The organism is Winogradskyella helgolandensis (assembly GCF_013404085.1).
Lineage (GTDB): Bacteria > Bacteroidota > Bacteroidia > Flavobacteriales > Flavobacteriaceae > Winogradskyella > Winogradskyella helgolandensis.
In genome coordinates this window covers 1,725,248-1,751,024 of record NZ_JABFHO010000001.1, presented here as the reverse complement: position 1 = coordinate 1,751,024, position 25,777 = coordinate 1,725,248, and the positions used below count along the sequence as shown (strand labels likewise).

11 protein-coding genes are annotated in these 25,777 nt (G+C 34.3%); 6 read left to right on the top strand and 5 right to left on the bottom strand.

Going from position 1 to position 25,777, the window contains the following annotated elements; translation table 11 throughout:
* Positions 1–30 precede the first annotated feature (30 nt).
* Genes HM992_RS07095 through HM992_RS07080 form a run of 4 tightly spaced genes read right to left on the bottom strand, consistent with a single transcriptional unit; the run spans position 31 to position 5,958 of the window.
* Positions 31–1,623, bottom strand: a complete 1,593-nt coding sequence (locus tag HM992_RS07095; protein ID WP_229720459.1) for a glycoside hydrolase family protein — start codon at positions 1,621–1,623, stop codon at positions 31–33.
* A 25-nt stretch (positions 1,624–1,648) separates the two neighbouring features.
* Positions 1,649–4,201: a PDZ domain-containing protein gene (locus HM992_RS07090; RefSeq protein WP_179319188.1), complete on the bottom strand. Its 2,553-nt coding sequence runs from the start codon at positions 4,199–4,201 to the stop codon at positions 1,649–1,651.
* A 37-nt stretch (positions 4,202–4,238) separates the two neighbouring features.
* The gene (locus HM992_RS07085) at positions 4,239–5,765 is read right to left on the bottom strand and encodes a sulfatase family protein (RefSeq protein WP_179319187.1); all 1,527 of its coding nucleotides are present in this window, start codon (positions 5,763–5,765) and stop codon (positions 4,239–4,241) included.
* Positions 5,758–5,958, bottom strand: a complete 201-nt coding sequence (locus HM992_RS07080) for a hypothetical protein (RefSeq protein WP_179319186.1) — start codon at positions 5,956–5,958, stop codon at positions 5,758–5,760. The genes HM992_RS07085 and HM992_RS07080 overlap by 8 nt, the downstream gene beginning before the upstream one ends.
* Positions 5,959–6,090: 132 nt before the next feature.
* On the opposite strand from HM992_RS07080, the gene HM992_RS07075 reads away from it, so the two are divergent.
* The 6 genes from HM992_RS07075 (at position 6,091) to HM992_RS07050 (ending at position 22,916) form a co-directional block, all read left to right on the top strand.
* Positions 6,091–8,475 (top strand): glycosyl hydrolase family 95 catalytic domain-containing protein, encoded by a 2,385-nt coding sequence (locus HM992_RS07075; RefSeq protein ID WP_179319185.1) that lies wholly within the window; start codon positions 6,091–6,093, stop codon positions 8,473–8,475.
* Positions 8,476–8,485: 10 nt separating this feature from the next.
* Positions 8,486–10,009, top strand: a complete 1,524-nt coding sequence (locus tag HM992_RS07070) for a sulfatase-like hydrolase/transferase (RefSeq protein WP_179319184.1) — start codon at positions 8,486–8,488, stop codon at positions 10,007–10,009.
* 24 nt (positions 10,010–10,033) lie between these two features.
* Positions 10,034–11,872, top strand: coding sequence for a sulfatase (locus tag HM992_RS07065; protein WP_229720458.1), 1,839 nt, complete (start codon positions 10,034–10,036; stop codon positions 11,870–11,872).
* Positions 11,873–12,246: 374 nt separating this feature from the next.
* Complete coding sequence (locus HM992_RS07060; RefSeq protein ID WP_179319183.1) at positions 12,247–14,199, top strand: T9SS type A sorting domain-containing protein; 1,953 nt, start codon at positions 12,247–12,249, stop codon at positions 14,197–14,199.
* 59 nt (positions 14,200–14,258) lie between these two features.
* A complete protein-coding gene (locus HM992_RS07055; protein ID WP_179319182.1) occupies positions 14,259–17,216 on the top strand; it encodes a sulfatase-like hydrolase/transferase in 2,958 nt (985 codons plus the stop codon).
* A gap of 324 nt (positions 17,217–17,540) precedes the next feature.
* A complete protein-coding gene (locus HM992_RS07050) occupies positions 17,541–22,916 on the top strand; it encodes a sulfatase-like hydrolase/transferase (protein ID WP_179319181.1) in 5,376 nt (1,791 codons plus the stop codon).
* 121 nt (positions 22,917–23,037) lie between these two features.
* On the opposite strand, the gene HM992_RS07045 is transcribed toward HM992_RS07050, so the two are convergent.
* The gene (locus HM992_RS07045; RefSeq protein ID WP_179319180.1) at positions 23,038–25,752 is read right to left on the bottom strand and encodes an outer membrane beta-barrel protein; all 2,715 of its coding nucleotides are present in this window, start codon (positions 25,750–25,752) and stop codon (positions 23,038–23,040) included.
* Positions 25,753–25,777: the final 25 nt, after the last annotated feature.

The following is a 25,777-nucleotide window of genomic DNA, read 5'->3' as shown; positions in this document are numbered from 1 at the left end:
CTTATGAAACTTAAATTCGGTTTTAATTTTTTATTTCTTAAACGACACAACTACCTTATCTAAAATTGGTTTTGATTCATTTTCTGTAGTATCCATCATTTTAACCTCAAATTGAAAACCATATCCTTTAGGTAAGTCAGAAAAATTCAACTGTGCTGGTGTTTTTTCAACCTGCTTAGAAAAACCTTTGATATAATCATATTGTTCTTTTACAACTTGCCAATCACTCCACTCATTAACCAATCCATCATTAGTGGTATCTACACCCATTCTTACTTCTACAGTTTCCACCCAAGGACCAGTACTTACATAATCATTTCTGGTTTGCGTAAGCAAGTAATATTTACCTTCTGCAAACATGATATCTGGATCTGGATGTCCTTGACCTATATTTCCACAAAATTCAAATTGTTTATTAATATCATCAGACGTAAACCAAGCAACACTCATGTGTTTACCACCTGTCTTACCTGCTGGATCATAATCAGCAAATAAATAATATTGACCACCAATAGAAATAGAAGCCCAATCTCCAAAAGAATTTTGTTCTGGCTCATGGATTTCGTATTTACCAAAAGAAACGACGTCTCCTTTTTTGATTCTTTGTCTAGGTATATCAACAGGTGACGCTTTTCCAGGATAGTTATCAGGATCTTCCTTAAACCAATGTGGATGTGCATATTCCGCAAATTTACCAGTTGGTTTGGTGCGTTCATCTACAGGAGGATTTAAAATTTTAAAATCATTAAAACCATCTTTACTAACCGCATGCGTTGCTAAGGGCGAATCCCAAGCATGCGTAGAAGCATCAATAGGCGACCAATCTTCAGCTATAATATGAAAATTACCATCTAAATCTCTAATGACTGCACAATCAGAACCATCTGAGGGATCTTTAAAAGCCATGCCCATCTTTTTCCCAACAAGACCATCAGTTAAGTTTTCATCAATAAGTAAATGCGGATCTTGATCGTTAGGAAAATCGTAATAAAAATAAAATTTTCCATCAATATATTCTGCAGAAGTTACCCAACGTGAAGACATGTCTGATATAGGTCCATAATGTACCCAGTTTTTCATATCGATACTATGCCAAGCATGATAGCCCTTTAGCGATTTTTTTAATCCTGATGGCGCATCAAATTGATTTTTAAGATGTGTTGTTTTTAACACCACATCATAACCTTTTAAGATGGTATCCTTACTTTTAAAATCATTCGGTCGTTTATTATTCTTTCGAGTATCATATTTACCAAACATCCAGTAATTTCCATCTCCTAGCTGTAATGCTACAGGCGCATCACCTAAATTTGCTGGTGCTGCAGTAGGGATTTGTTCCCAATTTAACCATTCTGGTGATTGAGAAAACGTAATGGATTTTGCAGCTCTTTTTTTTGTGAACTTTTTCATGGCGCTTTGGAATACGGCTTCCTTTTCAGTAGGAATTACTTTTCCATTGGTGATTTCCAAATTTGATTTTGTAGCTATATTCGCTTGCCAGTCTTCTTGAGACGCAATAGTCCAAGTATTTTGTGCGTGTAGCATTCCGCTTGCTGTAAATAATAAAAATGTAAGTGACAGAAATAAGCCTTTATTTACTTGTGTTCTATGGTTTGTTTTCATGATTTTTTTAGATGAATTATATGATTTATTTTTCAAAAGAAAATGTTTTTGATTCTTGATGTCTCCACACTTTTACGGTATGTTCATGGTTCGCTAATTGCTTCATTTTTTTAATAAAATCTTGTTCATTTGCTATTTTTTCCGAATTTAATTCAAATACGACATCATCCACTTTAAATCCCATTTTAGCCAATTTACTATCCTTAGGAACAGAAACCAATAAAACGCCATAGTTGTCAAACATTCCTGTTGCTGTAAGTTCGGCTTCTGTTTCTAGCGTTTTAAACTTAGCGCCAAATAATCCTTTCATCTTTTTCTCCACATACACATTAGATGCTACCTCTTTTGGTGCATGTATTTGTGGTTTCATCGCTAAACGCTTCAATTTATCTGAAGTAACACCAAAACCAGACATTGGAAAGTTTTTAAATCCAAGTTGTAATGCTGCTGATTGATTTGAAACTGTAAAATCGCCATGTTGAGGCGCTTCAAAAAGAACATTTCCATAGAGACTTTCTGCATCATCTAATGTTTGCTGCTGTACTCCATAAGCAGGAACAACATCTTTAGCATCTGGATTGTGAATGAAATTTTTATTGCGTATGCCTCCCCAAAGCGTTGGGTTACTAGATTTATACACTGTTCCTCCCCATAAAATGTTACTTTCAAAAATATCATGCGTTGGTTTAGGGTATGGTACATTGCAGGTGTATCCTCTACCTAATATTACATTATTAGTAACATTACGATGATAGCCTTCACGTGTTTTAATACCACCTGAAAGACTGATATTATTATAGATTTCATAATTAGTGGAACCATCATCTAAATCGATATCCCAACCATGATCGCATTGCATTCTGTTATTTCTAATTGTAGTTGTTTGATACGCATCCCATAAAGGTATATTTGGATACTTTTCTATATAATTACTAATCATAGGCTTTCCATTTTCATCCATTAAATCTGGTCCCGATGGGCCAGCTCTAAACCAAAAACGATCTCTTCCCCAAGAATTAAAAGCGCCATGATCGTGCGTTTCTAGTACAGTTTCAAAACAATCATTCCATTCTATAATATGACCTCCCCAAGTTCCATCACAAATGTTAATGGCGGCTCTTGGTGTATGACTAATAGTATTGTGAGCAATTGTAATTCTTGATGACATAGAAATATTGATTCCTGAGGCTTGCTTTTCAAAACGACCACAACGCATCATCAGATTATTTTCAACTATACAATCTGCTGGATATTCTTCAGATTTTGGACCAATTGTAGTGTCTATTTCATCTATTGGTGGTGGAAGATGTTGAAAACTAAATGAAGGATCACGAACCGCAGCAAAGGAACCAACCAAGTTCACATCCGTAGAACCATTATTCTGAAAAAAGTTGCTTTTAATTTCTATATGACGATTATAACTATCAATAAATACAGCGTTTCCTCCCAATTCTTCGAAAGAACAATTTTCAACAATAATATGCTCCGTGCCACGAATATGAATAGCACCTCCACGATATACACACCAATCGCTTCTGAGTAAAGGCTCAATGGTTTCTTTTAAGGTTCTTTTTGTTCCCGTAAAGTGAATACCAGAAATCTGAATATGTTTTACCGGCTTAGTCGTTTCGTAGTTTTTAACAACGGTTTCTTTTTGTGCATTACCACTTTTGTGAATAACCATTTCTGCAACAGGTAGTTTATGCTCTCCATAAATCTCAATAAGGTGTTTAATTTGAAGAACCGCTTCAATTTTTGTGTCGTTAAGATTTACATGGGCTTCTGGCATATAATATAACCAACCGTCCTTGGTATTGTGATACCATTCTCCCGGAACATCTAATTCTTCAAAAACGTTTTCAATCATGCGATAGCCTTTGTGAGGTGGAGCAGATCGGTTGTTTTGCCAACCTCCTTCGTAAACCAATTCTCCTTTATCGTTTTTGCCCGTCACAAAATAATGCTGACTTCCCCAAAGCCCTCTGTGCATTCCATTTAAGATGGCGCCTTCTGGATTTTCCCATTCTGCCGCTTTTTTAGCATCCCAAGCGTCTGGTGTCGCTCCTGAAAAAGGAACTGTTCCTGCTTTTTTTCCACGTACAGAATCGTCACCATCCGTAGGTATAAATCCAGCGTTAAAATTTGGATACCTAGCCATATGTTGTCTGGTATGATCTACAAAAAGTTGATCGATAGCATTTAAATCACCAACGTTAGTTCTATAGATGCCATCCTTAAATAATTCCCATTTAGAGGAAATTAATTGCGCTCCAGTAATAACGACCTCTTCATTTTTAGCTGCAGCATACATAACAGGGAATTGCTCACTACCACTATCTTCTGTTGTAATCTTTAGAGGCGTGTTTAATCTATAAGTGCCTTGATGAATGATGATTTGACAGGGTTCTTTTCCTAAACGTCCACTAGCTCTTAATTTTTTCTGAGCAGCTTCAATAGTTAACAAAGGCTTAGATGCCGTTCCTTCATTAGAATCTGAACCATTTGTAGCGACATGGATATCTAGTGCATACATTGGCACAATAGATAAGATTAATAATAAGGTAATTAAGTTTTTCATTTGTTTAGATATTTTTTTATTCCTATTAATCTGTAATTTATTTTGCTTTATCTTCTGCATAAATATTGACGTCTCTATCATTTTTTTGAATTTCCCCAGGTGTACTTCTTCCTTTATCAACATAAGATTGAAGTAGTTGGGTTAATTCTTCTACTTTTTCAGGGTATTTATCCTGCAGATTTGTTGTCTCAGCAATATCGTCTGATAGGTTGAATAACTGCACACTAGGTGATCCTTCTGGAGTTTGCCCTGCTCTTGGCGTACTCCAACCACCAGACCCTGGACAAAGTGCTAGTTTCCAATCTCCTTTTCTGATAGAAAAAGAACCATTAATACTATGGCTAATAATGTCTTCTCTATTTGTTTTCTTTGGATCTTTTAACGTTGGTAAAAAAGAAATGGCATCGACACCAGATGTATCATCTAATTTTATACCTGTAATATCAGAACAAGTAGCAATAAAGTCAGTCATACATGTTAATCTATCTGTTTGTGTTCCTGCTGTTATAACTTCTGGCCAACGAACAATAAAAGGTACGCGATGTCCACCTTCGTAAATATCGGCTTTATTTCCTCTTAGATTTCCACTAGGTGAGTGTCCTTTCTTTTTTAAAGCAGGAATTTTTGCAGCAGGCGAACACCCATTGTCCGTAGAAAATATAACAATGGTGTTTTTGGATAAATTATGTTTATCCAAAGCTTTTAAAACTTCTCCTACAACCCAATCTGTTTCCATTAAAAAATCACCATAAGGTCCTAATTCAGACTTCCCTCTCCATTTTTCACTAGGAACAATAGGCGTATGTGGTGAGGTTAATGGCAAGTATAAAAAGAACGGTTCTTTTTCTTCAGCTCTCTCGTTTATATAATCCACTGATTTTTCTGCAAAAACTTGTAAACATTCACCTGATTTAAAACTTGGAGCAGAAGGCCCTTTTCTAGAACGTATCTTTGGGTCATTCATAACAGAAGGAAGTTCTGTCACTTTTTCGTTTTCAATATATACATAAGGAGGCATATCTAAAGAAGCTGCTATGCCATAAAAGTAATCAAACCCATTACTTGTTGGCGTTATAGCAGGTTTAGTATAATCGATATTCCATCCTCCACCTATTTGCCATTTTTCCTTCTTATAATTAGGTAACAGTTCCCAACCGATACCTAAATGCCATTTACCAATCATTGCGGTATGATAGTCTGCTTGCTTTAACAAGCTTGCTACAGTTGTTTCATCTTTTTTAAGCAGCGGTTTCGCAGTCGGTTTATGGATGACCCCTTTAGATAAACTTGTTCTCCAATTATAACGACCCGTTAAAAGTGAATAGCGAGACGGAGTGCAAACGGAAGATGAGGTATGTGCATCTGTAAAACGAATCCCTTCTTCTGCCAAACGATCTAAGTGTGGTGTCGCCGCTTTTCCTGTAGTATGAGAAACATCACCTATACCCATATCATCGGCAAAAATAAATATGATATTTGGACGACTGGTATCTACTTGTTCTTGTGCTCGTATATGTTGGCTAAAAAAACATAATACAAAAATTGCAATTATAGATTTATACATTTTGATCTGGATTGGATATTGGAATTAATAATGTAAAACTATGCATTAATGCTACAATGTGTTTTCTGTTATCGACCATTTTCTTACTCAATTTAAACTTGAGCAAATCATCGCGCGTCATCATGGACGTTCTTACGGTCAATTCAATTTTTTTCCTATACGGATTAGTAACCAAAAGGGTGCCATATTTCATATTTAAAATTTGGTTTACGCACTATATATTTACCGAATGCTGAAATAAAGAAAGTAATTGCAAGATTAGAGAACAACTTTCTTTAGTTAATAAAATATATTTGTTATTCATTATCTAAACAAATATTAGTCCATGTTTCGATTAAAATTAGAAATACGTATTCTTTATCTTTTTATTCTTGTTTCGAGCACCTTATTTTCTCAGAATAATCAGGTCGATTTCAAAGTGGATTACGAGTCCTTTTTATCCAAACACGACTTGCTTTGGGATCTTGTTCCAGACAAGTGGCAAACCGCGCCCTATTCAGGAAATGGTAATGTTGGCTTTTTATTGTATCAAAGTCCAGAGGAAAACGACAATGTGATTTCTCTGCATATTGGTAGACATGATTATTACGATCATAGAGAAGCTGAAACAAAGGCGGATGAAATGCTTTGGATCAAACGAAGCCGTTTACCATTAGGTCATTTTAAACTGAAATCTAAAGGAAAGATTACTGGTATTGATATGCGTTTAGATTTATGGAACGCAGAATTAACAGGTACTATCACAACGACTAAAGGAAGTTACAACATTAAAGGGTTGACGCATAGCACCACTGATATCATTTATTTTGAAACAGAGACAAAAGATGAAGACGTAGAAATCACATGGCATGCTGAAGATCCTATTCCTCCTGTATACGAAGTTTTAAAAAGTGGTGGAGGACCAAAAGGAGGTACATGGGATAAAATGAGGGCTGTAACTTTAGAAATGGCACCCAAACCGACGTTCAGTGAGAAAAACGGTTACAAATTCTGTTACCAACCGTTATACGACAATAGAGGAGAAACTACTACAGGTTATAAAATAACTGGTAATCCTTCCAGAAAACAACAATTAATAGCGAGTGTACACCATTGTTTTCCTGATCACAATTCACTAGAAATTGTTAATGAAAATTTAGAAACTGCAGAAGTACTTATCCAAAAAGACAACTTTGTATCTACCCATCAAAAATGGTGGCACGACTATTATCCATTAAGTTTTTTAACCATCAATGATGCGGAAAAAGAATCGTTCTATTGGATACAAATGTATAAACTAGGTTCTGCCTCAAGAGGAAATGGACCAATTCTAGATTTAATGGGACCTTGGTATAATAGAACCTTTTGGCCAATGGTTTGGGGCGATTTAAATGTGCAACTCATTTATTGGACACATTTAACAGCTAATAGAATGTCTATAGGAGAATCTCTACCAAATAACATTGATAAATATGCTAAAAACCTAGAAAACAATGTACCTGCAAGTTGGAAAAACAGTGCTGCCGTTGCTGCTTTAATGCCGCAAGACCTCATCGCTTTCAACGGAGCAAAAGTGCCAGATATGTTGGCATGGATGTTAAACGATTATTGGTTGCATTGTCAATTTGCAGGCGATGATATTAGAATGCGAGATAAACTATTTCCTATATTAAAAAAGACGGTGAATAGTTATTTAAATTATATAAAAGACAATCCTGTAGAAACCGAAGACGGCAAAATTCATATTAAATACAGTTGGTCGCCAGAATACAAACCTGGTCGTGGGCAAGATATTAATTTCACGTTAGCCTTAATTCGTTGGAGTACTCAAACACTAATTGATATTGATAATCAGCATCACATAAATGACCCGCTTAAAAAAGAATGGAAACATCTGTTGGATAATTTAGTGGATTTTCAAATCGATGAAAATGGTCTTATGGTTGGAAAAGATAGACCTTTTGCCAATCCGCATAGACACTATTCGCATCTATTAGCCTTTTATCCTTTAATGGTAATCACACCCGAAAACGAAGAAGATAAAAAACTACTGCGCACGTCGTTAGACCATTGGTTGGATGTTACGTTTAATAGTGGTAAAAAGATTAAAGCCATGCCAGTTACAGGATATACCGCAACAGGAGCCTCTTCTATGTATGCCAATTTAGGCGATGCTGAAAAAGCGTATTATTATTTAGATTTTCTAATTAAGCATAAAAATATTTCGTCTACTACGATGTATTCCGAAGGAAAAATTAATCCGGTTATTGAAAGTCCACTGTCTTTTGCCACAAGTTTACACGATATGATGTTGCAAAGTTGGGGCGGAAAAATACGTGTATTTCCTGCGAGTCCGAAAAAATGGAAAGATGTGGCGTTTCATGATTTAAGAACACAAGGTGCCTTTTTGGTCAGTGCTAAAAAAGTAGAAGGAGTTACCGAATTTGTATCTATAAAAAGTTTAAAAGGAAATGCATGTGTCGTTCATGTAGATTTTGAAAATCCTAAATTTTATATCGATGGGAAGTCCGTTTCTATAAATCAATCCGAAGATGGTTCTTACAAAATTGATTTAAAGCAAAATGAATCGGTTATTATTACTTCCAAAGAAATAAACAAAACAGATTTAAGCATAAAAGAGTTACCTAAATCGGAAGCAGAGCAAAATCTATTCGGCTATGGTGAAAAAACAAAACGATTACCAGGTCATAAATATTACAGTTCTTATTAAATATAAACTCATGAAAAAATCTATTCTATACAGCATTTTTATATGCGCTTCGTTTATAGCATGCAAAGCACAAGAACAACAAAAGAAACCGAATGTCATTTTTATTTTTTCAGATGACCAACGGTATAATTCTCTGAGCATGACAGGCGACCCAATAGCGGAAACACCAAATATAGATCAGTTAGCAAAAGAGGGCATCTTTTTTAACAACGCGTATATTACAAGTCCTATTTGCGGTCCAAGTAGAGCCAATATCTTTACAGCACAATGGGAACGAAAAAATAAAATTGGGTTTACCTCTGTTTCTAATAATGTGATTTCAGAAAAGTCATATCAAGACAGTTGGCAGTCGCGATTAAAACAAGCGGGATATTCCACGGCTTTTATTGGAAAACACCATACCAAAATTGGAGATAAAAGAAATACACCGTTAAATAAAGGTACTGACTTTGCTTATTATGGTAATGGTCATTTGGGGTTTTATCCTGCAAAAAGACACAAACAATTTGCTAATCTTAAAAACAAAACACAAATAGAAGGGTTCTTAGAAGCGACCAAAGCTTATTTATCACAAGATGATTCCTATGATTACTTTTACAAAAACGCAGAGCCATCTATTAAAAATCAATTGAAGAAAAGAGATCCGAATAAGCCTTTTTCGGCATGGATTAATTTAAATCTTCCGCATGCCTCTAGTATTGGTGGTATGGGATCGGAAGACACAGATCCAGAGTATTATAAAACAAAATACGATGATGTAAAGCATAAAATGGAATTACCAGATGACTATCCTCAAGATATCAGTTTGCCTAAAGAAGTGTATGCAACATCCGATTTAATGAAATATTATGTCACATCTAATAAAGGCAAGTTATTAAATGAAAAGCTAAAAATGGATCGCGCTAATTATGCTCTCGATTTGATGGTAGGTAATTTACGCGCCTTTTTAAAGGAAATAGGAGAAGCAGACAATACTATTATTGTATTTTGTTCCGACAATGGTTTGTTTTTAGGCGAACACGGATTAGGCGGAAAAACCATTTTGTATGATGAATCGGTGCATGTGCCGATGATTGTGTATTCGCCATTTTTCAAGGATAAAACAAAAGGAAAAGTGATTGAGGAATTGGTTGTTGGTCAAGATATTCCTGCAACTATTTTAGAAATGTGTGGTGTAAAAACACCGGAATCCTATCAAGGTAAAAGTATGCTTCCACTAATTGCCGGTGAAAATACAGATTGGAGAGAAGACATCTTTTTAGAAAACTTATTTACAGATCAAGGTTACCCTAGACAAGAAGGAGTACGCAGTAAACAGTTTAAGTACATTCGTTCGTTTGGTAAGGAAAACGACCGAAATAAATATGTTCCAAATCAATCTATTGAAACGGATGAACAACCGATTTACGAAGAATTATTTGATATAATAAACGACCCAAAAGAACAGAATAACTTGGTTGGGAATAAAGACTATTTAGAGATTTTAAACGTGTACAGACAAAGATGTAAAACCCTTGTATCTGAACTAAATTAGTTTTATAATTAAGTAATAATCATCATGAAAAAAGTATTTCTATTAGGAATGGCTTGTTTAGTTATTTCAAGCAGTTTTGCACAAGAAAGACCAAAAAAGCCAAATGTAGTATTAATTTTAACCGATGATTTAGGTTGGCAAGATGTAAAATGTTACGATATTGACGAGCCTTCTCCATTCGAAACTCCAAACATTGACAGATTAGCTAAAGAAGGAGTTTTATTCTGGCAAGCGTATTCTCCTGCAACGACGTGTTCTCCGTCTAGAGGTGCAATCTTATCTGGCCAACACCCAGTGCGTTTAGAAAGAACTAGCGTAAGAGGAGGTCATCCACCATTGCCTTTTAATCATAGATCCACCTTGATTAGTCCTTGGATGCGCGGTGCTTTAGATGCTTCTAAAGTAACGATTGCCGAATCACTTAAATCAAATGGCTATAAAACAGGACACTCAGGAAAATGGCACGTTGGTATTGCTGTAACAGACTATCCTGAACCTAAAGATCAAGGATTCGATTTTTCAAAACATGGTTTTGGACCTCATAAAAGAATGACCGATCGTACAAAAGGATTTGCAACGACGGATCCTTCAGATCCATTTACACTAGACGAAGATGGTTTTCCTTTTGATGATATCACTCAAGACGGTATTGATTTTATGGACCAAAATAAAAAAGATCCATTTTTTCTTTACTATTGCTCTCGATTAGTACACACGCCTATTCAGACACGAAGTGAAGATTTATTGCGTAAATACTATGAGAAATTAGGTTTAGAGTACCCAAAAAAGAATGATATGTGGGACGAAAAGGGTCAAAAAAATGCCTATTATGCTGCCATGGTAGAAATGATAGATCATTACACTGGTCAACTGATTACATATCTTGAAGAAACAGAAGATCCAAGATGGCCAGGACATATGTTAATCGAAAATACCTATGTTATTTTTACTTCAGATAATGGTGGTATGGAACAACATACAAAAGAAATTATTACAGACAACTATCCTTTAGACAAAGGAAAGATAAATGCAAAAGAAGGTGGTGTAAGAGTACCACTAATCATAACAGGACCAAATATTGCTGCAAATACAGAATCTAATGTTATGGTAAATGGTGTGGATTTCTATCCTACGATATTAAGTTGGACAAACACTCCAAAAGATGCAAATCAAATATTCGATGGTGCTGATTTATCTACATTACTAGATAAAGACCCAACAGATGCTAAATTAGTTTTAGATCCTAAAACCGGAAAACCAAGAAATACGATGATGTGGCACTTTCCAAACAGCGCTATGCAATCTACATTACGAATTGGAGACTTTAAACTTGTACGTGAATATACGGCTACTGAAGAAAAAACAGATTTAGCCTTATATCAATTGTACAAAAATGGTTCTAAACGTGTGGATATTGAAGAATCTCAAAATCTAGCAGAAAAAATGCCAGAGAAAACAAATGAGATGAATCGTCTTTTAACAGAACGATTAGAAAAACTAAATGCAAGATATCCTTATTTAAATCCAACTGGTAAATCTGCGTTACCTAATAAATCTAAAATACCTACTGTTGTTGAGCATGGCATAGATGGTAAAAATGTTTGGTTAAAATATCAAAACAATGGAGCTAAGGTGGTAAAAGCAGAATTAATTTATACAACTAATGGTGGTGTACGTGGTGAAATTTGGTTTCCTGTTTCTATGAATCTTAGAGATGATAATGTTTCTGTAACTTTACCAAAAGGCACAACGCACTATGTTTTTAATTTAATTGACGAAAACAATTACTTAATAGGTTATCCTGATGGTGGCTACCAAAAAACTACTAAAGTATTTGCAACTAAAGCAATTGCCGTTAAATAATTAAAATTATTTCATATTTAAAGAAGCACAATAGGATTTAATTCTATAGTGCTTCTTTTGTTATTTATTCATATTACCTCAACTATATCATTACTAAAACGCAATTCAGAGGCTATTGAAACCACTATGCAAATCTGCTTAATTTAAATAAATGGTCGATTTAAGTCACGCTTTGGTTAAAGAGTTGAATTAAAATATTATATATAAATAATAGCACTATTCCACTGTATAACGTAAAATTGGTAGTATAGAGCAATGATTTAGTGAATGAGAGAAAATTTAGTTAAGTCTCTAATCTTATTTTTACATGGTCTTCAAAAGATGAACATGATGATTCATTTGGAGGCTATTAAATAAATTAAGAAATTACCGTTATGTCAAAGTTTTTATATATTTTTTTATTTTCAATATCATTTGTACAGATTTCTAATGCACAATTTTTGTGGTTAGAAGATGAAACTAATACGCGTAAAATTGAGTTTAAAGCCGAAGAAGATGTACCTACAAATTTAACAGGAAACATTCCAAACCCTAATACTTCAGGAATTAATACACACACTATTGTCTCTAAATTTAATAGAGTTGAAGGTACACAAGATTTTTTGGAATTTAATTTATTCAATTACGTAACAGATTTAACCGATTATACAGTTACGTTTAAAGCCTATATTGATATACCTACTGATGAGCTAACTACAAACAATTCAAAATTAAGAGTGTTTTTTGATAGTTCTGATGAAGGACAACGTGTTTTTGAACAATTGAATTTTACAGTTGGACAAGAATGGGAAACGTTTACGTTTCATTTTGAAAATGTTGTGGTTCCACATGTTGATGGATATGACCTTATGACAATAGGTTTTGCTAATGGCAGTATAGAAGAACCAGCCATGACTTATTATATAGATGAGATATACGGATCAACAGATCAAACCGCTACCGTAGGAAATCATCCAGCTGCTTGGTTACAGGGTTCATGGGGAGTTACATTTCCTGTTTTTGGTGGTGAAAGGTTAGATGCAGAAGTTGCTACAGGCCATGACCCATTAGGAGGTGCACAAGAGGTTGTTGCAGAACTTCCAGCTGTAGGGCACGTTATTACAAACCTTAGTTATTTTGCACACTCTCATTATTTTACAATGAGAGATAATACTAATGTAGATGTAGCTACAGAGATACACGAAAGTTTAGTTCCTACTGCAGAGAATCAACAAATCATGCTGGACGTCTTGCAAACATTTAAAGATGCAGATAAGAAGATTATTTTGTATATATCTTCTAACTATTTAGATAGAGCAAGTGATGAAACGAAAGCGGCTTGGGTAGATTATTATACAGCTAATTTTGAAGGAGATGAATATTTAGCTTACAGAGATTTAGTTCAAGGATTTATTCCTGCGATAGCAGAGTATGCTGATGGATATTGGTTTGATACAACAGGAGTACTTCTTGACGATGGAAATTTAGAAGATTTTGTTCAAATGTTTAAAGATGCCGATCCTGGAGCTGCTATGTCAGTATCTGAGTTTGGTCATAAACATTATATAGATGGCGTATTAGTTGCCGTTGATTCTGATGGAGTTGATGATGAAGATGATAGAGACTATGATGTATCAAACTTTAGAGGAAACAATACTTCTCAAGATTTTACAAGAGGACATGTCTCTGCGTTAGCTGGTGGTGCTCCGCCAAATTCTTGGGGATACGAAGAGTTTACATTACCTGCTATGGTTGGTAACCCTTGGTCAATGTATGAAAAAAAACAAGTATTAAAACATGCATGGTTTCCTATTAGAGATAAATGGCATGTTAGTTCCGCAAATTTAATATTTGGAATAGAAGATGCTTACAGATTTACTAAAATTCTATTAGATGCCAATGCTGGTGTTACCTTTGCAACTACGGTATCTAATGCTAATGCTGATGAAGGCCATATAATGGCTGATGAAATGCTTATTATGAAAGCAATTAACGATAGACTTCTTTCTAGTCCTGTACCCGATTTTGAACCATATGTAAGACCAGATGGGGCTTATCTAGTCGGTGAAACGCTAAGTACAATTTCATATGAATTTACTAATCAATCAGATGTTAAGTTGTATCCCAACCCAGTAGCTGATCGACTCACAATTTCTAGAACAACTACAGATATAAATAACATAACGGTCCTAAACGTACTAGGAACTAAAGTACTGAATAAAACATGGACTAATGGCACGACGACCACACAATTAGATGTGTCTATTTTAAAATCAGGAATTTACCTTATTAAGATTTCGAATGGGAATAATTATAGCATCACTCGAAAAATAATAGTATCCAAGTAAAAATAAGTATTTGTAACTAATGTAATTTTTGATAAAACTTTTTTAAATAAACTAATTTTATGATGAGAAACACAACACTACTTTTATTATTCAGCATTCTTTTTTTACCACAAATAAATGGTCAAGAGATAATTAAACCAAATATTGTTTTTATTTATGCAGATGATCTAGGCTGGCAGGACACTCAGTTAAATGATGTTGGAGATGTTGTTCCTTGGGAAACACCTAATATGTTAGCATTGGCTGAGGATGGAGCTAATTTTTCACAAGCCTATGCTTCAGCACCAACTTGTGCACCGTCAAGAGGAGGTACAATGAGTGGTAGAATGCCTCTTAAAACCAAAATGACTCATGTCGCAGGAGGGCAAATACCTAAAGTTAAACTTTCAAATAAAACTATAGAGTCATATTATCCTGGTAGATTACAACTAGACGAAGTTACCATAGCTGAAGCATTAAATCCTTTAGGATATGTATCTGGTCATGTTGGTAAATGGCATATGGCAGCTAATCACAATATTTATCCAGAAGCTGTAGATCAAGGGTTTGATTATCAGGATACTGATAGAGGAATTACGCGATCCATGGGAGACCGATCAGTGGACTTTGCTACAGATGCTGTAGATGATCCTTATCGATTAGATGCAGATGGAAGACCTTATGATGCTGTAACAGAACTAGCATTGGATTTTATGGATGATAACAAAGAGGAACCCTTTTTTCTATACATGGCTCACTGGTTAGTTCACTCACCAATACAAACAAGAGATTTAGCATTACTAGAATATTATTGTGATAAATTAGGAATTCCTGTGCCTACAACCGATGCAAATATTACGACTTCAGGCCAAACAAATCCCTATTACGGAGCGATGATTGCGAGTTTAGATTGGAGTTTAGGGAGAGTAGTAGATTATTTAAAAGTTACTGATGATCCAAGAAATCCAGGGATGAAATTATTTGATACAACGTATATCATATTTGCTTCAGATAATGGAGGTGCAGAAAATCATGGGTCAGAAATTATTACAGATAACTTTCCTTTAGATTTAGGGAAAACACACACCAAAGAAGGCGGTTTGCGTACGCCATTTGTTATAACTGGACCTGGTATTGTAGAAAATCAAGTATATGATAACATAGTTTCTCATTTAGATTTTTATCCTACAATTATGGAGGTTACTGGCGCAGATGCCGTTCTTGATGCAAATGTTCTGAACAATTTAGATGGTGTAAGTTTATTTCCTTTTTTAAGTGGCACTGAAACAGAAATAAAAAATAGTGATAATACTGAAAGAACAGACCTTTTTTGGCATTACCCACATGGACAAGATGAAAGAGCATCTTCAGCTATTAGAAGTGGAAATTATAAATTGTATAAAATCTATGATAACGGAGATTATTATAAAGCTTACCAATTATATAATGATGATGGATCTGACAGTGATATCGAAGAGATGTTTGATGTTATAGATACGATGCCTGTATCGCTTAAAAATGAAATGATCTTAAAACTAGAGACGCTTTTAGCTGAAAACGATACTAGAATACCACATTTTAATCCAGATTATAATGGTGATCCTTTAGTTAATCAAGATATTGTTCCTTCTATAACTTCAACAGTTTATGATGAGAATACAGGTGTAGCCACAGCAACGCTAACTACTAATCCTGGAGATGCAATTATTGAAACCGCTTATTTGCTTTATAGGATAGAAGAAGTTGACACACCAGAAGAAGAATGGTTTGAACTTCCTGCAACCATAGATGGTAACGTGATTACAGCTGATGTGCCAGAAGTAGCGACAGGAGTTGTGTTTACGTTAATAGATGAAAATAATTTTGTAGTCATATCGGATGCCATATCAATATTTAACCCTCATAAGATAATACTTGCTAACGCTGTTGGAGAACAAGCTTTTAAAGTAGTAGATGAATATGCTGAGTTAATTGGGAATACAACTATAGGTGGTACAGCTTATTTACAAGCAAGGACTGAAGAAGGCGGAGATGGAGCAAAATTTTATGTAAAAGCTCCTGCAGATGTTGAAACTATAATTTGTGATAAAATTACATTAGGAATTATATCTCAATCAGCAGATACTGTAAATGTTGATATTATTATTGATGGAGAAACACAAAGTTTTACGTATACAAGTACAAATAATAATACTCCAGAATTATTTGAATTTGATACTCCAGTGACATTTACACAGTCATCTAAAGAAATACAGGTCATAACAACCTCACTTTCTAATTCAAGTGGGTTAACACCAAGAGTAAGATTTGTAGATCTCTTCTTTAATGTTTTAGGAGCTACACAACCACTTAGTGAAATAACGCTTAATACAACGGAAGAACAACAACAATTTGAACCAGAAAGTACAGATGTATATGCAGAATTGATAGGAAATACCACTACTGGTGGTGCATTTGTACAAATGAGAACAGAAGGCGGAGGCGATGGTTTTAATATCAATGTAAAAGCTACTGAATCTGTGTTATGTGAAAAGATAGTATTTAGAGTGCGGTCACTTGCAGGTGATACGGCAAACTTTGATGTTACCATTGGTGGTGAGACCCAGAGTTTTGAATACACAAGTACGAACAGTACAGCTGATTTATATTATGAATTTGATATGCCAACGACAATTACTGAAACGGCTCAAACAATGGAGTTTTTAGTAACTAACCTTACCAATGCCACCGCAGGTACTACACCAAGATTTAGAGTTTACGCTGTTACATACCATTTAGATTTAAGTACATTAGGAGTTAATGAGGTGATAGAGGCTAGAGAAGCACTTAAGTTATTTCCTAATCCTGTTAAAGGTACTTTTAGTCTTTCAAAATCCGTAGCATCAGGCATATTGTATAGTGTACATGGAGCTAAAGCATACGAATTTAATAATCAGTATCAAGACATCGATATCTCAGAACTCAAAACAGGCTTATACTTTTTGCAAGTCATACATGAAGATGGTAGTAAATCGACTTTAAAATTATTAAAAGAGTAAGGTTCATTTTTTACAATTAAAATCTAACGATTACTTTACTATTAAAGTAATCGTCAGATTTTAAAGTTATTAGACACCTATTTTCTACTCTATATAAATTTATAACCAAATGAAACAACTAGTTTCTAGGTTATTCAATTTGATAGCGTATTAATATGTATTGCAGTTAATAGTTAAAATTATTGCAAATTGAAAGAAGCACAATAGCGTTAAAACCTATTGTGCTTCTTTTATTTATATGAAATGATAGATATGAGAAACGTTTTGATTGAATATAGTAGAATCTAAATCTCTTTAAACTCTATTTTTGGCTAAATTAATTTCATGATGAGAAACACGACGCTACTTTTATTATTCAGCATTCTTTTTTTAACACAAATAAATGGTCAAGAGATAATTAAACCAAATATTGTTTTTATTTATGCAGATGATTTAGGCTGGCAGGACACTCAGTTAAATGATGTTGGAGATGTTGTTCCTTGGGAAACACCTAATATGTTAGCATTGGCTGAGGATGGAGCTAATTTTTCACAAGCCTATGCTTCAGCACCAAGTTGTGCACCGTCAAGAGGAGGTACAATGAGTGGTAGAATGCCTCTTAAAACCAAAATGACTCATGTCGCAGGAGGGCAAATACCTAAAGTGAAACTTTCAAATAAAACTATAGAGTCGTATTATCCTGGTAGATTACAACTCGATGAAGTTACCATAGCTGAAGCATTAAATCCTTTAGGATATGTATCTGGTCATATTGGCAAATGGCATATGGCAGCTAATCACAATATTTATCCAGAAGCTGTAGATCAAGGGTTTGATTACCAAGACACTGATAGAGGAATTACGAGATCCATGGGAGACCGATCAGTTGATTTTGCTACAGATGCTGTAGATGATCCTTATCGATTAGATGCAGATGGAAGACCTTATGATGCTGTAACAGAACTAGCATTGGATTTTATGGATGATAACAAAGAGGAACCCTTTTTTCTATACATGGCTCACTGGTTAGTTCACTCACCAATACAAACAAGAGATTTAGCATTACTAGAATATTATTGTGATAAATTAGGAATTCCTGTACCTACAACCGATGCAAATATTACAACTCCAGGCCAAACAAATCCATATTATGGAGCGATGATTGCGAGTTTAGATTGGAGTTTAGGGAGAGTAGTAGATTATTTAAAAGAGACAGATGATCCAAGAAATCCAGGTATGAAATTATTTGATACAACGTATATCATATTTGCGTCAGATAATGGAGGTGCAGAAAATCATGGGTCAGAAATTATTACAGATAACTTTCCTTTAGATTTAGGTAAAACACACACCAAAGAAGGCGGTTTGCGTACGCCATTTGTTATAACTGGACCAGGTATTGTAGAAAATCAAGTATATGATAACATAGTTTCTCATTTAGATTTTTACCCTACAATAATGGAGGTTACTGGAGCAGATGCCGTTCTTGATGCAAATGTACTGAACAATTTAGATGGTGTAAGTTTATTTCCTTTTTTAAGTGGCACTGAAGCAGAAATAAAAAATAGTGACAATACTGAAAGAACAGATCTTTTTTGGCATTACCCACATGGACAAGATGAAAGGGCATCTTCAGCAATTAGAAGTGGAAATTATAAATTGTATAAAATCTATGATAATGGAGATTATTATAAAGCTTACCAATTATATAATGATGATGGATCTGACAGTGATATCGAAGAGATGGTGGATGTTATAGATACGATGGATACATCTCTTAAAAATGAAATGATCTTAAAACTAGAGACTCTTTTAGCTGAAAACGATACAAGAATACCACATTTTAATCCAGATTATAATGGTGACCCTTTAGTTAATCAAGATATTGTTCCGTCTGTTACTTCAACAGTTTATGATCATGATACAGATGTAGCCATAGCAACTCTTACTACTAATCCTGGAGATGCAATTATTGAAACGGCTTATTTGCTTTATAGAATAGAGGCTGTAGATTCATCAGAAGAAGAATGGTTTGAACTTCCTGCAACCATAGATGGTAACGTGATTACAGCCGATGTGCCAGAAGTAGCTACAGGAGTTGTGTTTACGTTAATAGATGAAAATAATTTTGTGGTTATAACGGATGACATCTCAACAGTTATTGATCCTATAGATGGAACTTATACTAATGCAGTTGATCTTGGAGATGAAACATGGGATACAGCAACTAACTGGACAAATAGCATAATAGCGAATGAAACTGGTATAGCAACTCTTGAAAGAACTATAGACTTAGAAACCAATAGTTATACTGTTGGGCAACTTCAAATGACAGGTAATAGTAATACCAAAACATTTTCTAATGGTACACTAATTCTAAATGGTACTACGTCTTTAAATCCTGATCAAATTATAAGGAATCGGTCTAATAAAGCCATCACCATTACATGTAATGTAACAGTAGATGTTGATGATAAAGAAATTCATATTAGAGAAAATGCTACCACACAACTTATTTTTAATACTGGTACTTTTGCATTAGGTAGCAATACGATTAATGTAGATAATAAAAGTACTGCCACTACTACTATTCCTGTGGAATTTAATGGAGCTGTAACAGGTGATTCAAGTAGTCGTATTAACATCATAAATCAAGATGTGTCTTTAGGAGCTTCATCTGATTTTTCTGGCTTTACTGGGAGTATAACTTTTGGAGGTACTAATGGTTTATTAACTGTAAACGGTGTAAATACTATTGAAGGTTCAATTGGAGTATTAGCTGCGTCAGATGGTAATTCTATTATAGAATTTAATGCTAGCCAAAACGGTTTAGCTAATCTTTCAGTAGATACACAGGCATTAGCAATAGATTTTGATGCTGCAGCAACAGCTGTAGAATTTACGGGATATACGACATCAACTACAGAAGGTGTTGTAGACTTACAAAATTATGTATCTGGTTCTCTTAGAATAGGAACCAATGCTACTACTATTTCTCAAACCATATTAAATACTTGGCTTATTGATGGTGTAGAACCTGCAGATGGTACACTTGTACAAGATGCATCTGGATATATTAATGTACAAACATCTGTACAAAATATTAGAACTTTTTTACAAGCAGCACCTAATGGAGAATGGCAAACTACTACTAACTGGGACACTGGTGTATTACCATTAACAACCGACCAAGCATTAATATTATATGCTGGTGATTTAACTTTAGATCAGGATCGTACAATAGGAAATCTTAAATTTCAAACAAACACAGCTAGGTCTTTTCTTGATGCTGGTTCGACTATATTAACCCTTGATACTCAGTTGGCGTCGAATTCGCGTTTAATTGATAATTCTACCAGTAAAGCAATTACCATTTACCCTAGTATAAACTTTACGACTTCTGGGATTATTTATAATAGAAATAAAACTGGTAATCAACTTACTTTTACAGGTGGTACGATTTATATAAATTCTAATACAATTACTACCGATAGTCGATCTACACATCCAAATAATCAATACATAGTGTTTAATGGACCTGTAGTCGGAGATGGTATAATCAATGTAGATGATTCACAAGCTGCTGGTGCAACACAAGGAATTTCTTTAGGTGCTGATTCAGATTTTTCAACATTTACAGGTACAATTAATGCTAAAAATAATCCAATTGTTTCGTCTACAACGAATGCATTTGGTAGTGCTTTAACTTTAGACGGTATAGCTTCATTTGAAATTAATGTTGCAAGTACTTTTACAGGTTCAATTTCAAGATTAGCTACAACTGCTGGCGCTGCAACTGTAACATTTAATGCAAACCAAAGCATGGGTGCTCTTACAGTAGATACACAGCCATTAGCAATAGATTTTGATGCTGCAGCAACAGCTGTAGAATTTTCGGGATATACGACATCAACTACAGAAGGTGTTGTAGACTTACAAAATTATACAGCAGGTATTCTTAGAATAGGAATAGATAATACTGGAATTTCCCAAACCATTTTAGATACTTGGCTTATTGATGGCTTAGAACCTGCAGATGGTACGCTTGTACAAGATGCATCTGGATTTATTATATTTCCAACGACGTTTACGTCAACCAATGGTCAGAGTCTTAATTGGGAAGATGGATCTTCTTGGGCAGGAGGAATTGCTCCTACAGATCCTACTGAAAATGTAATAATACATGGTTTGATTACCATAAATTCAGACGTCACTGTAAATAATATAACTATTGTAAATGCTGATGGCGCAAGTACTTTAGAAGAAAGAGTAGTTGTAGGACCAGGACATTCTCTTACTGTAGAAGGTAATGCAGTGACAAGAGGTCAAATTTTTGCATCCTCTAATTCTACTAGTTATGGTAGTTTAATTTTTAAGGGAGTTGTAGATGGTCAAATTAGACTGCAAAGATTTGTAAACGGAGTAGCAAATGGCAACGACCTAATAGCGTCACCTGTCACTGAAACTTTTGCTTTTTTCGCTGGTGATAGTCCTAATCTTTTGGAAAACCCTAGCAATACTACAGAAAAGGCATTTGGCCCTTTTGATAATACTACTGGTGCATTTATAAACTGGGATACGGTTATTGATGGAGGAACAAATATCGTTCCTGGTAAGGGGTATAGAGCAGCTTCTAGTAGTGGAAATTTGGTTACATTTAGAGCTGAGCCAGAGTCACCAGCAGTCGATGTACCTGTTTCTATTACAGATGGTGGTGACGCTACTTATGGACTATGGAATTTAATCGGAAACCCTTTTCCATCATATTTAGATTTTGGTGCCTTTTGGACTGAAAATTCAGGCGTACTAAATGGTGGTGGAGGAGTCTACCAAGCGATTTATGGTTATGACGCTGATGATTCTGATGGCAGTAATTATACGATTTGGAATGGATTTAATACGACAGATAAAATAACACCTGGTCAAGGTTTCTTTGTTAGAACTATATCTGGTGGAACCGTAACTTTTAAACCAGAAATGAGAACTGTTGGTTCTTCTGATGATTTTATAGCTGGTAGATCATCTACTAATGGTTTTGTTTTATCTGAGTTGTTTTTATCTAACGGATCATCTACTTATAATACAAAAATATATTTTGCTGAGGATAAAACAAAAGGGCTAGATCCAGGATACGATGCAGCAGATTTTACAGGTGCTACTAATGGTATTTATACCAATCTAGTAGAAGATAATGAAGGTGTAGAATTTGCTATTCAGGCTTTGCCTTATAATGATTTTAATGATGTTGTAGTGCCACTTGGTGTTAATAGTGATGCAGGTATACAATTAACTATTGGTTTAGATGCAACAACTGGCACTATTCCTTCAAATATTAATGTTTATCTTGAAGATAATGTAGCCAATACATGGACATTATTAAATAGTAGTGATTATGTGTTTACACCATCTGCTTCAATAAATGGAACGGGACGTTTCTATGTGCATTACTCATCTACAACATTAACAATAAAGGATGATTTGTTAAACGGATTAAACATTTATACGGAACAATCATCAAAAACAGTAGTTGTTAAAGGAAAATTAACCAATGATACTACAGCTGTAATTTATGATGTACAAGGTAGAAAAGTATTACAACAAGAATTAGATAGTGCTCATACAACAAACACAATTAATGTGAATGCTTTAACTACGGGAATTTATATTGTTCAGCTAGAAAATAATTCACAAGTTAGAACTCAAAAGGTTATCTTAAATTAACTATAGAAATATCAGATTTAAAAAGAGGTTTATACTTTTTAGAAGTGATTAATCTAATGGAAGTAAAGCAACTTTAAAATTGTTAAAGGAATAAGATAGACGTGCTACAACGATTAGATATCTAACTTTTTTGTTTCTGACGGCTACCTAATCTATAGGTGTAACTCAATATGATGTAGCGTCCTAAACTTTCTGATGTGGTTTCTTCAAAATAATTGGTGGTGCTTCGTCTTTCAAAATCTACATTTCTATCTAACAGATCTATTAAAACCAGTTTAAGACTATTATGGCTATTTCCTATATTGTATGAAATAGCCATATTCCATATAGGAAGCTGAAGGTTACTATCAAATTGATTATCTGAAAAAGCGAAATAATCAAATTGCGTATTAAAATTCAGTTTTTCTGTAAAATCATAATCCACGGAAGCATAATAATGTTGCTTTTTATAAGTTCGATTAAGATCTTTTTCTATAGAAAATGTGGTGTTATTAACACTGTAATTGGTTCCAAGCTTTAAATCTATAACATTCTTGTTTGCGTTCTCTATTGACAAACCCATTAGAATATCTTTTGAAACCACATCGTTAAGTTGAAGGTTAATTAATGACGTGGACGAATTATAAAAACTACTGTTCTTTATAGCATAACGAATTCCTAGTCCCTTTATTTTTTTGCTAAAATTAAAATAAGCGGACAATCGTTGTCGCTCTCCACTATTGATATAGCTTCTCGTTTTAACAAAGTCATCGTCTATAGCAATGTTTTGAATAATAGCATCCTTTGAAAACTGGTACTTAATCCTACTTGTAAAGTTTAATGATGATTTGTAGTTGAAGATATTAGCAATTAAAGAAATATCGTCAGTCTTTTCTGTTTTTAACTGAGGATTTCCTTTTCTTATATAGAAAGGATTGAGATCATTGATAACTGTTGAGCTTTCCGAAGTTCGTGGGTTGCGTATTTTTCTATTATAGACCAAACGGTATTTTACACCATTTTGAGGTTTGTATTGCACTATGGAAAACGGATTTACGTAAAATTGATTGCTATTAAAAGGATCTTCTGTAATGACACCAAACGATCTATCGAGCTCTTGAAGCTCAATACCAGAAAATATATTCAATTTTTTAGTGCTATAACTATAGCCAAATCGATTTTGCAAACTACTTTCTCTATGGTTGTATTTATAGCTAAGGAGTTCATCCTCATCGTCATCAGATGCAAAGGTTTTAAATTGATAGATATCTTCATTTTGATTTAAGACTCTTAAAAAGAATTGAAACTTTAGGTAATGATTTCCGACTATGGGCTCTGTAAATTTAAAATTGAAATTATACAAACCATTATTAAACGCTTCATCTCTAAGCGCAAAAATGTCTCTATTTGAAGGATTATCGGTGTTAATATTCCTAGTTATAAAAGTGGCCTGCTCATTGTCCTTACTTTGCTCGTATATTTTGGTTTTAAACCCAATACTAAAACTACGCCCTATTTTAGCTAATTTTTGATAGAAATTGATGTCAAAGTCGAGTGACTTTTTAATGGTGGTATTACTATAATTTTGTTTGTTTGAAGTTACTAAATCACCATCCACTGTAGAATAAAATCCATCTCTCATTGAATACTGTGTCACTGCATCCGAATTTAAACGCCCTTTAATAGTAAGGCTGTTACTCCTACTCGATTTGTTTTTATAATTAAAATTAAAATTGTGATTATTTGACTCTTTATTAAACTTATTATCGGCTTCATAATCATAGTTATTAGTATTGGCAAAAGAAATTCTTTTAGAAAAGGATGTGCCACGATTATCCGAAAGATTATAAAAATAGTCCGCATTTAAAAACTCTTTCTCCTTAAATTCATGACCTATATTAATACCAGCAACACCTGTTTTTAAATACCCACTTAGACTTTTTGATTGAGCAGCAGTACTGTTATCGTCATCAGACTCATTAGCAATACCATCAGCATTTTCTAAGAATCCCTGAATATTAGAGCCTGTAATATTAATGTTATTGTATTTACTAATAACTGCCAACTGTGTTTTTGGCGAAAATTTATTATAGTTAGCATTGCCAAAATAGCGGCTATCTAATCCTATGCCTGCAGATACCTTTCCGAAACCTTGATTCTTTTTCGTCTTTTTCAAGGTAAAATTAATCACAACCTGTTTGTTACCGTCATCGACTCCAGTCAGTTCTGCCTCATCACTTTTTTTATCAATAATTTCAACTTTTGCAATGGCATCTGCCGATAAATTTTTTAATACAAGTGCCGGATCTCCTCCAAAAAATTCTTTACCATCTACAAATATCTTAGTGACTTCATTACCTTGAGCCACTACTTTTCCATTAGGCTCTAATTCTAAACCGGGTAATTTTTTTAAAAGCGTTTCTAGATTATCACTTGGATTAACTTTGAAAGAATTGGCATTAAAAGCAATTGTGTCTTCTTTGATTTGAATAGGAATTACTGCAGATAGCGTTACGGCATCTAATTCATAAGCCTCTTCTTTAAGAATGACATTACCAATATCTATAGGTTGGTTTTTATAATGAATAGTCTCAAAATGCGTTATATACCCTAAATATGAAAATTGTAGCAACAGGGAGTCCTTTGGAGTATCAAAAATTGCAAATTCGCCTTTGACATCTGTAAGCGTGTAATTGATAAATGTAGAATCCTTTTGTTTTAGAAGCGCCACGGAAACCAGGTCTAAAGGTGCTTTATCTTCATCTAAAACAATCCCTTTAATTGGTGGTTCAGACTGAGCAAATAAACTATTAGACAAGACCAGAAAAAGTAGTATTAAAAGTTTTGATGGATCCATGTATTGGTTAAATCACATAAATTTA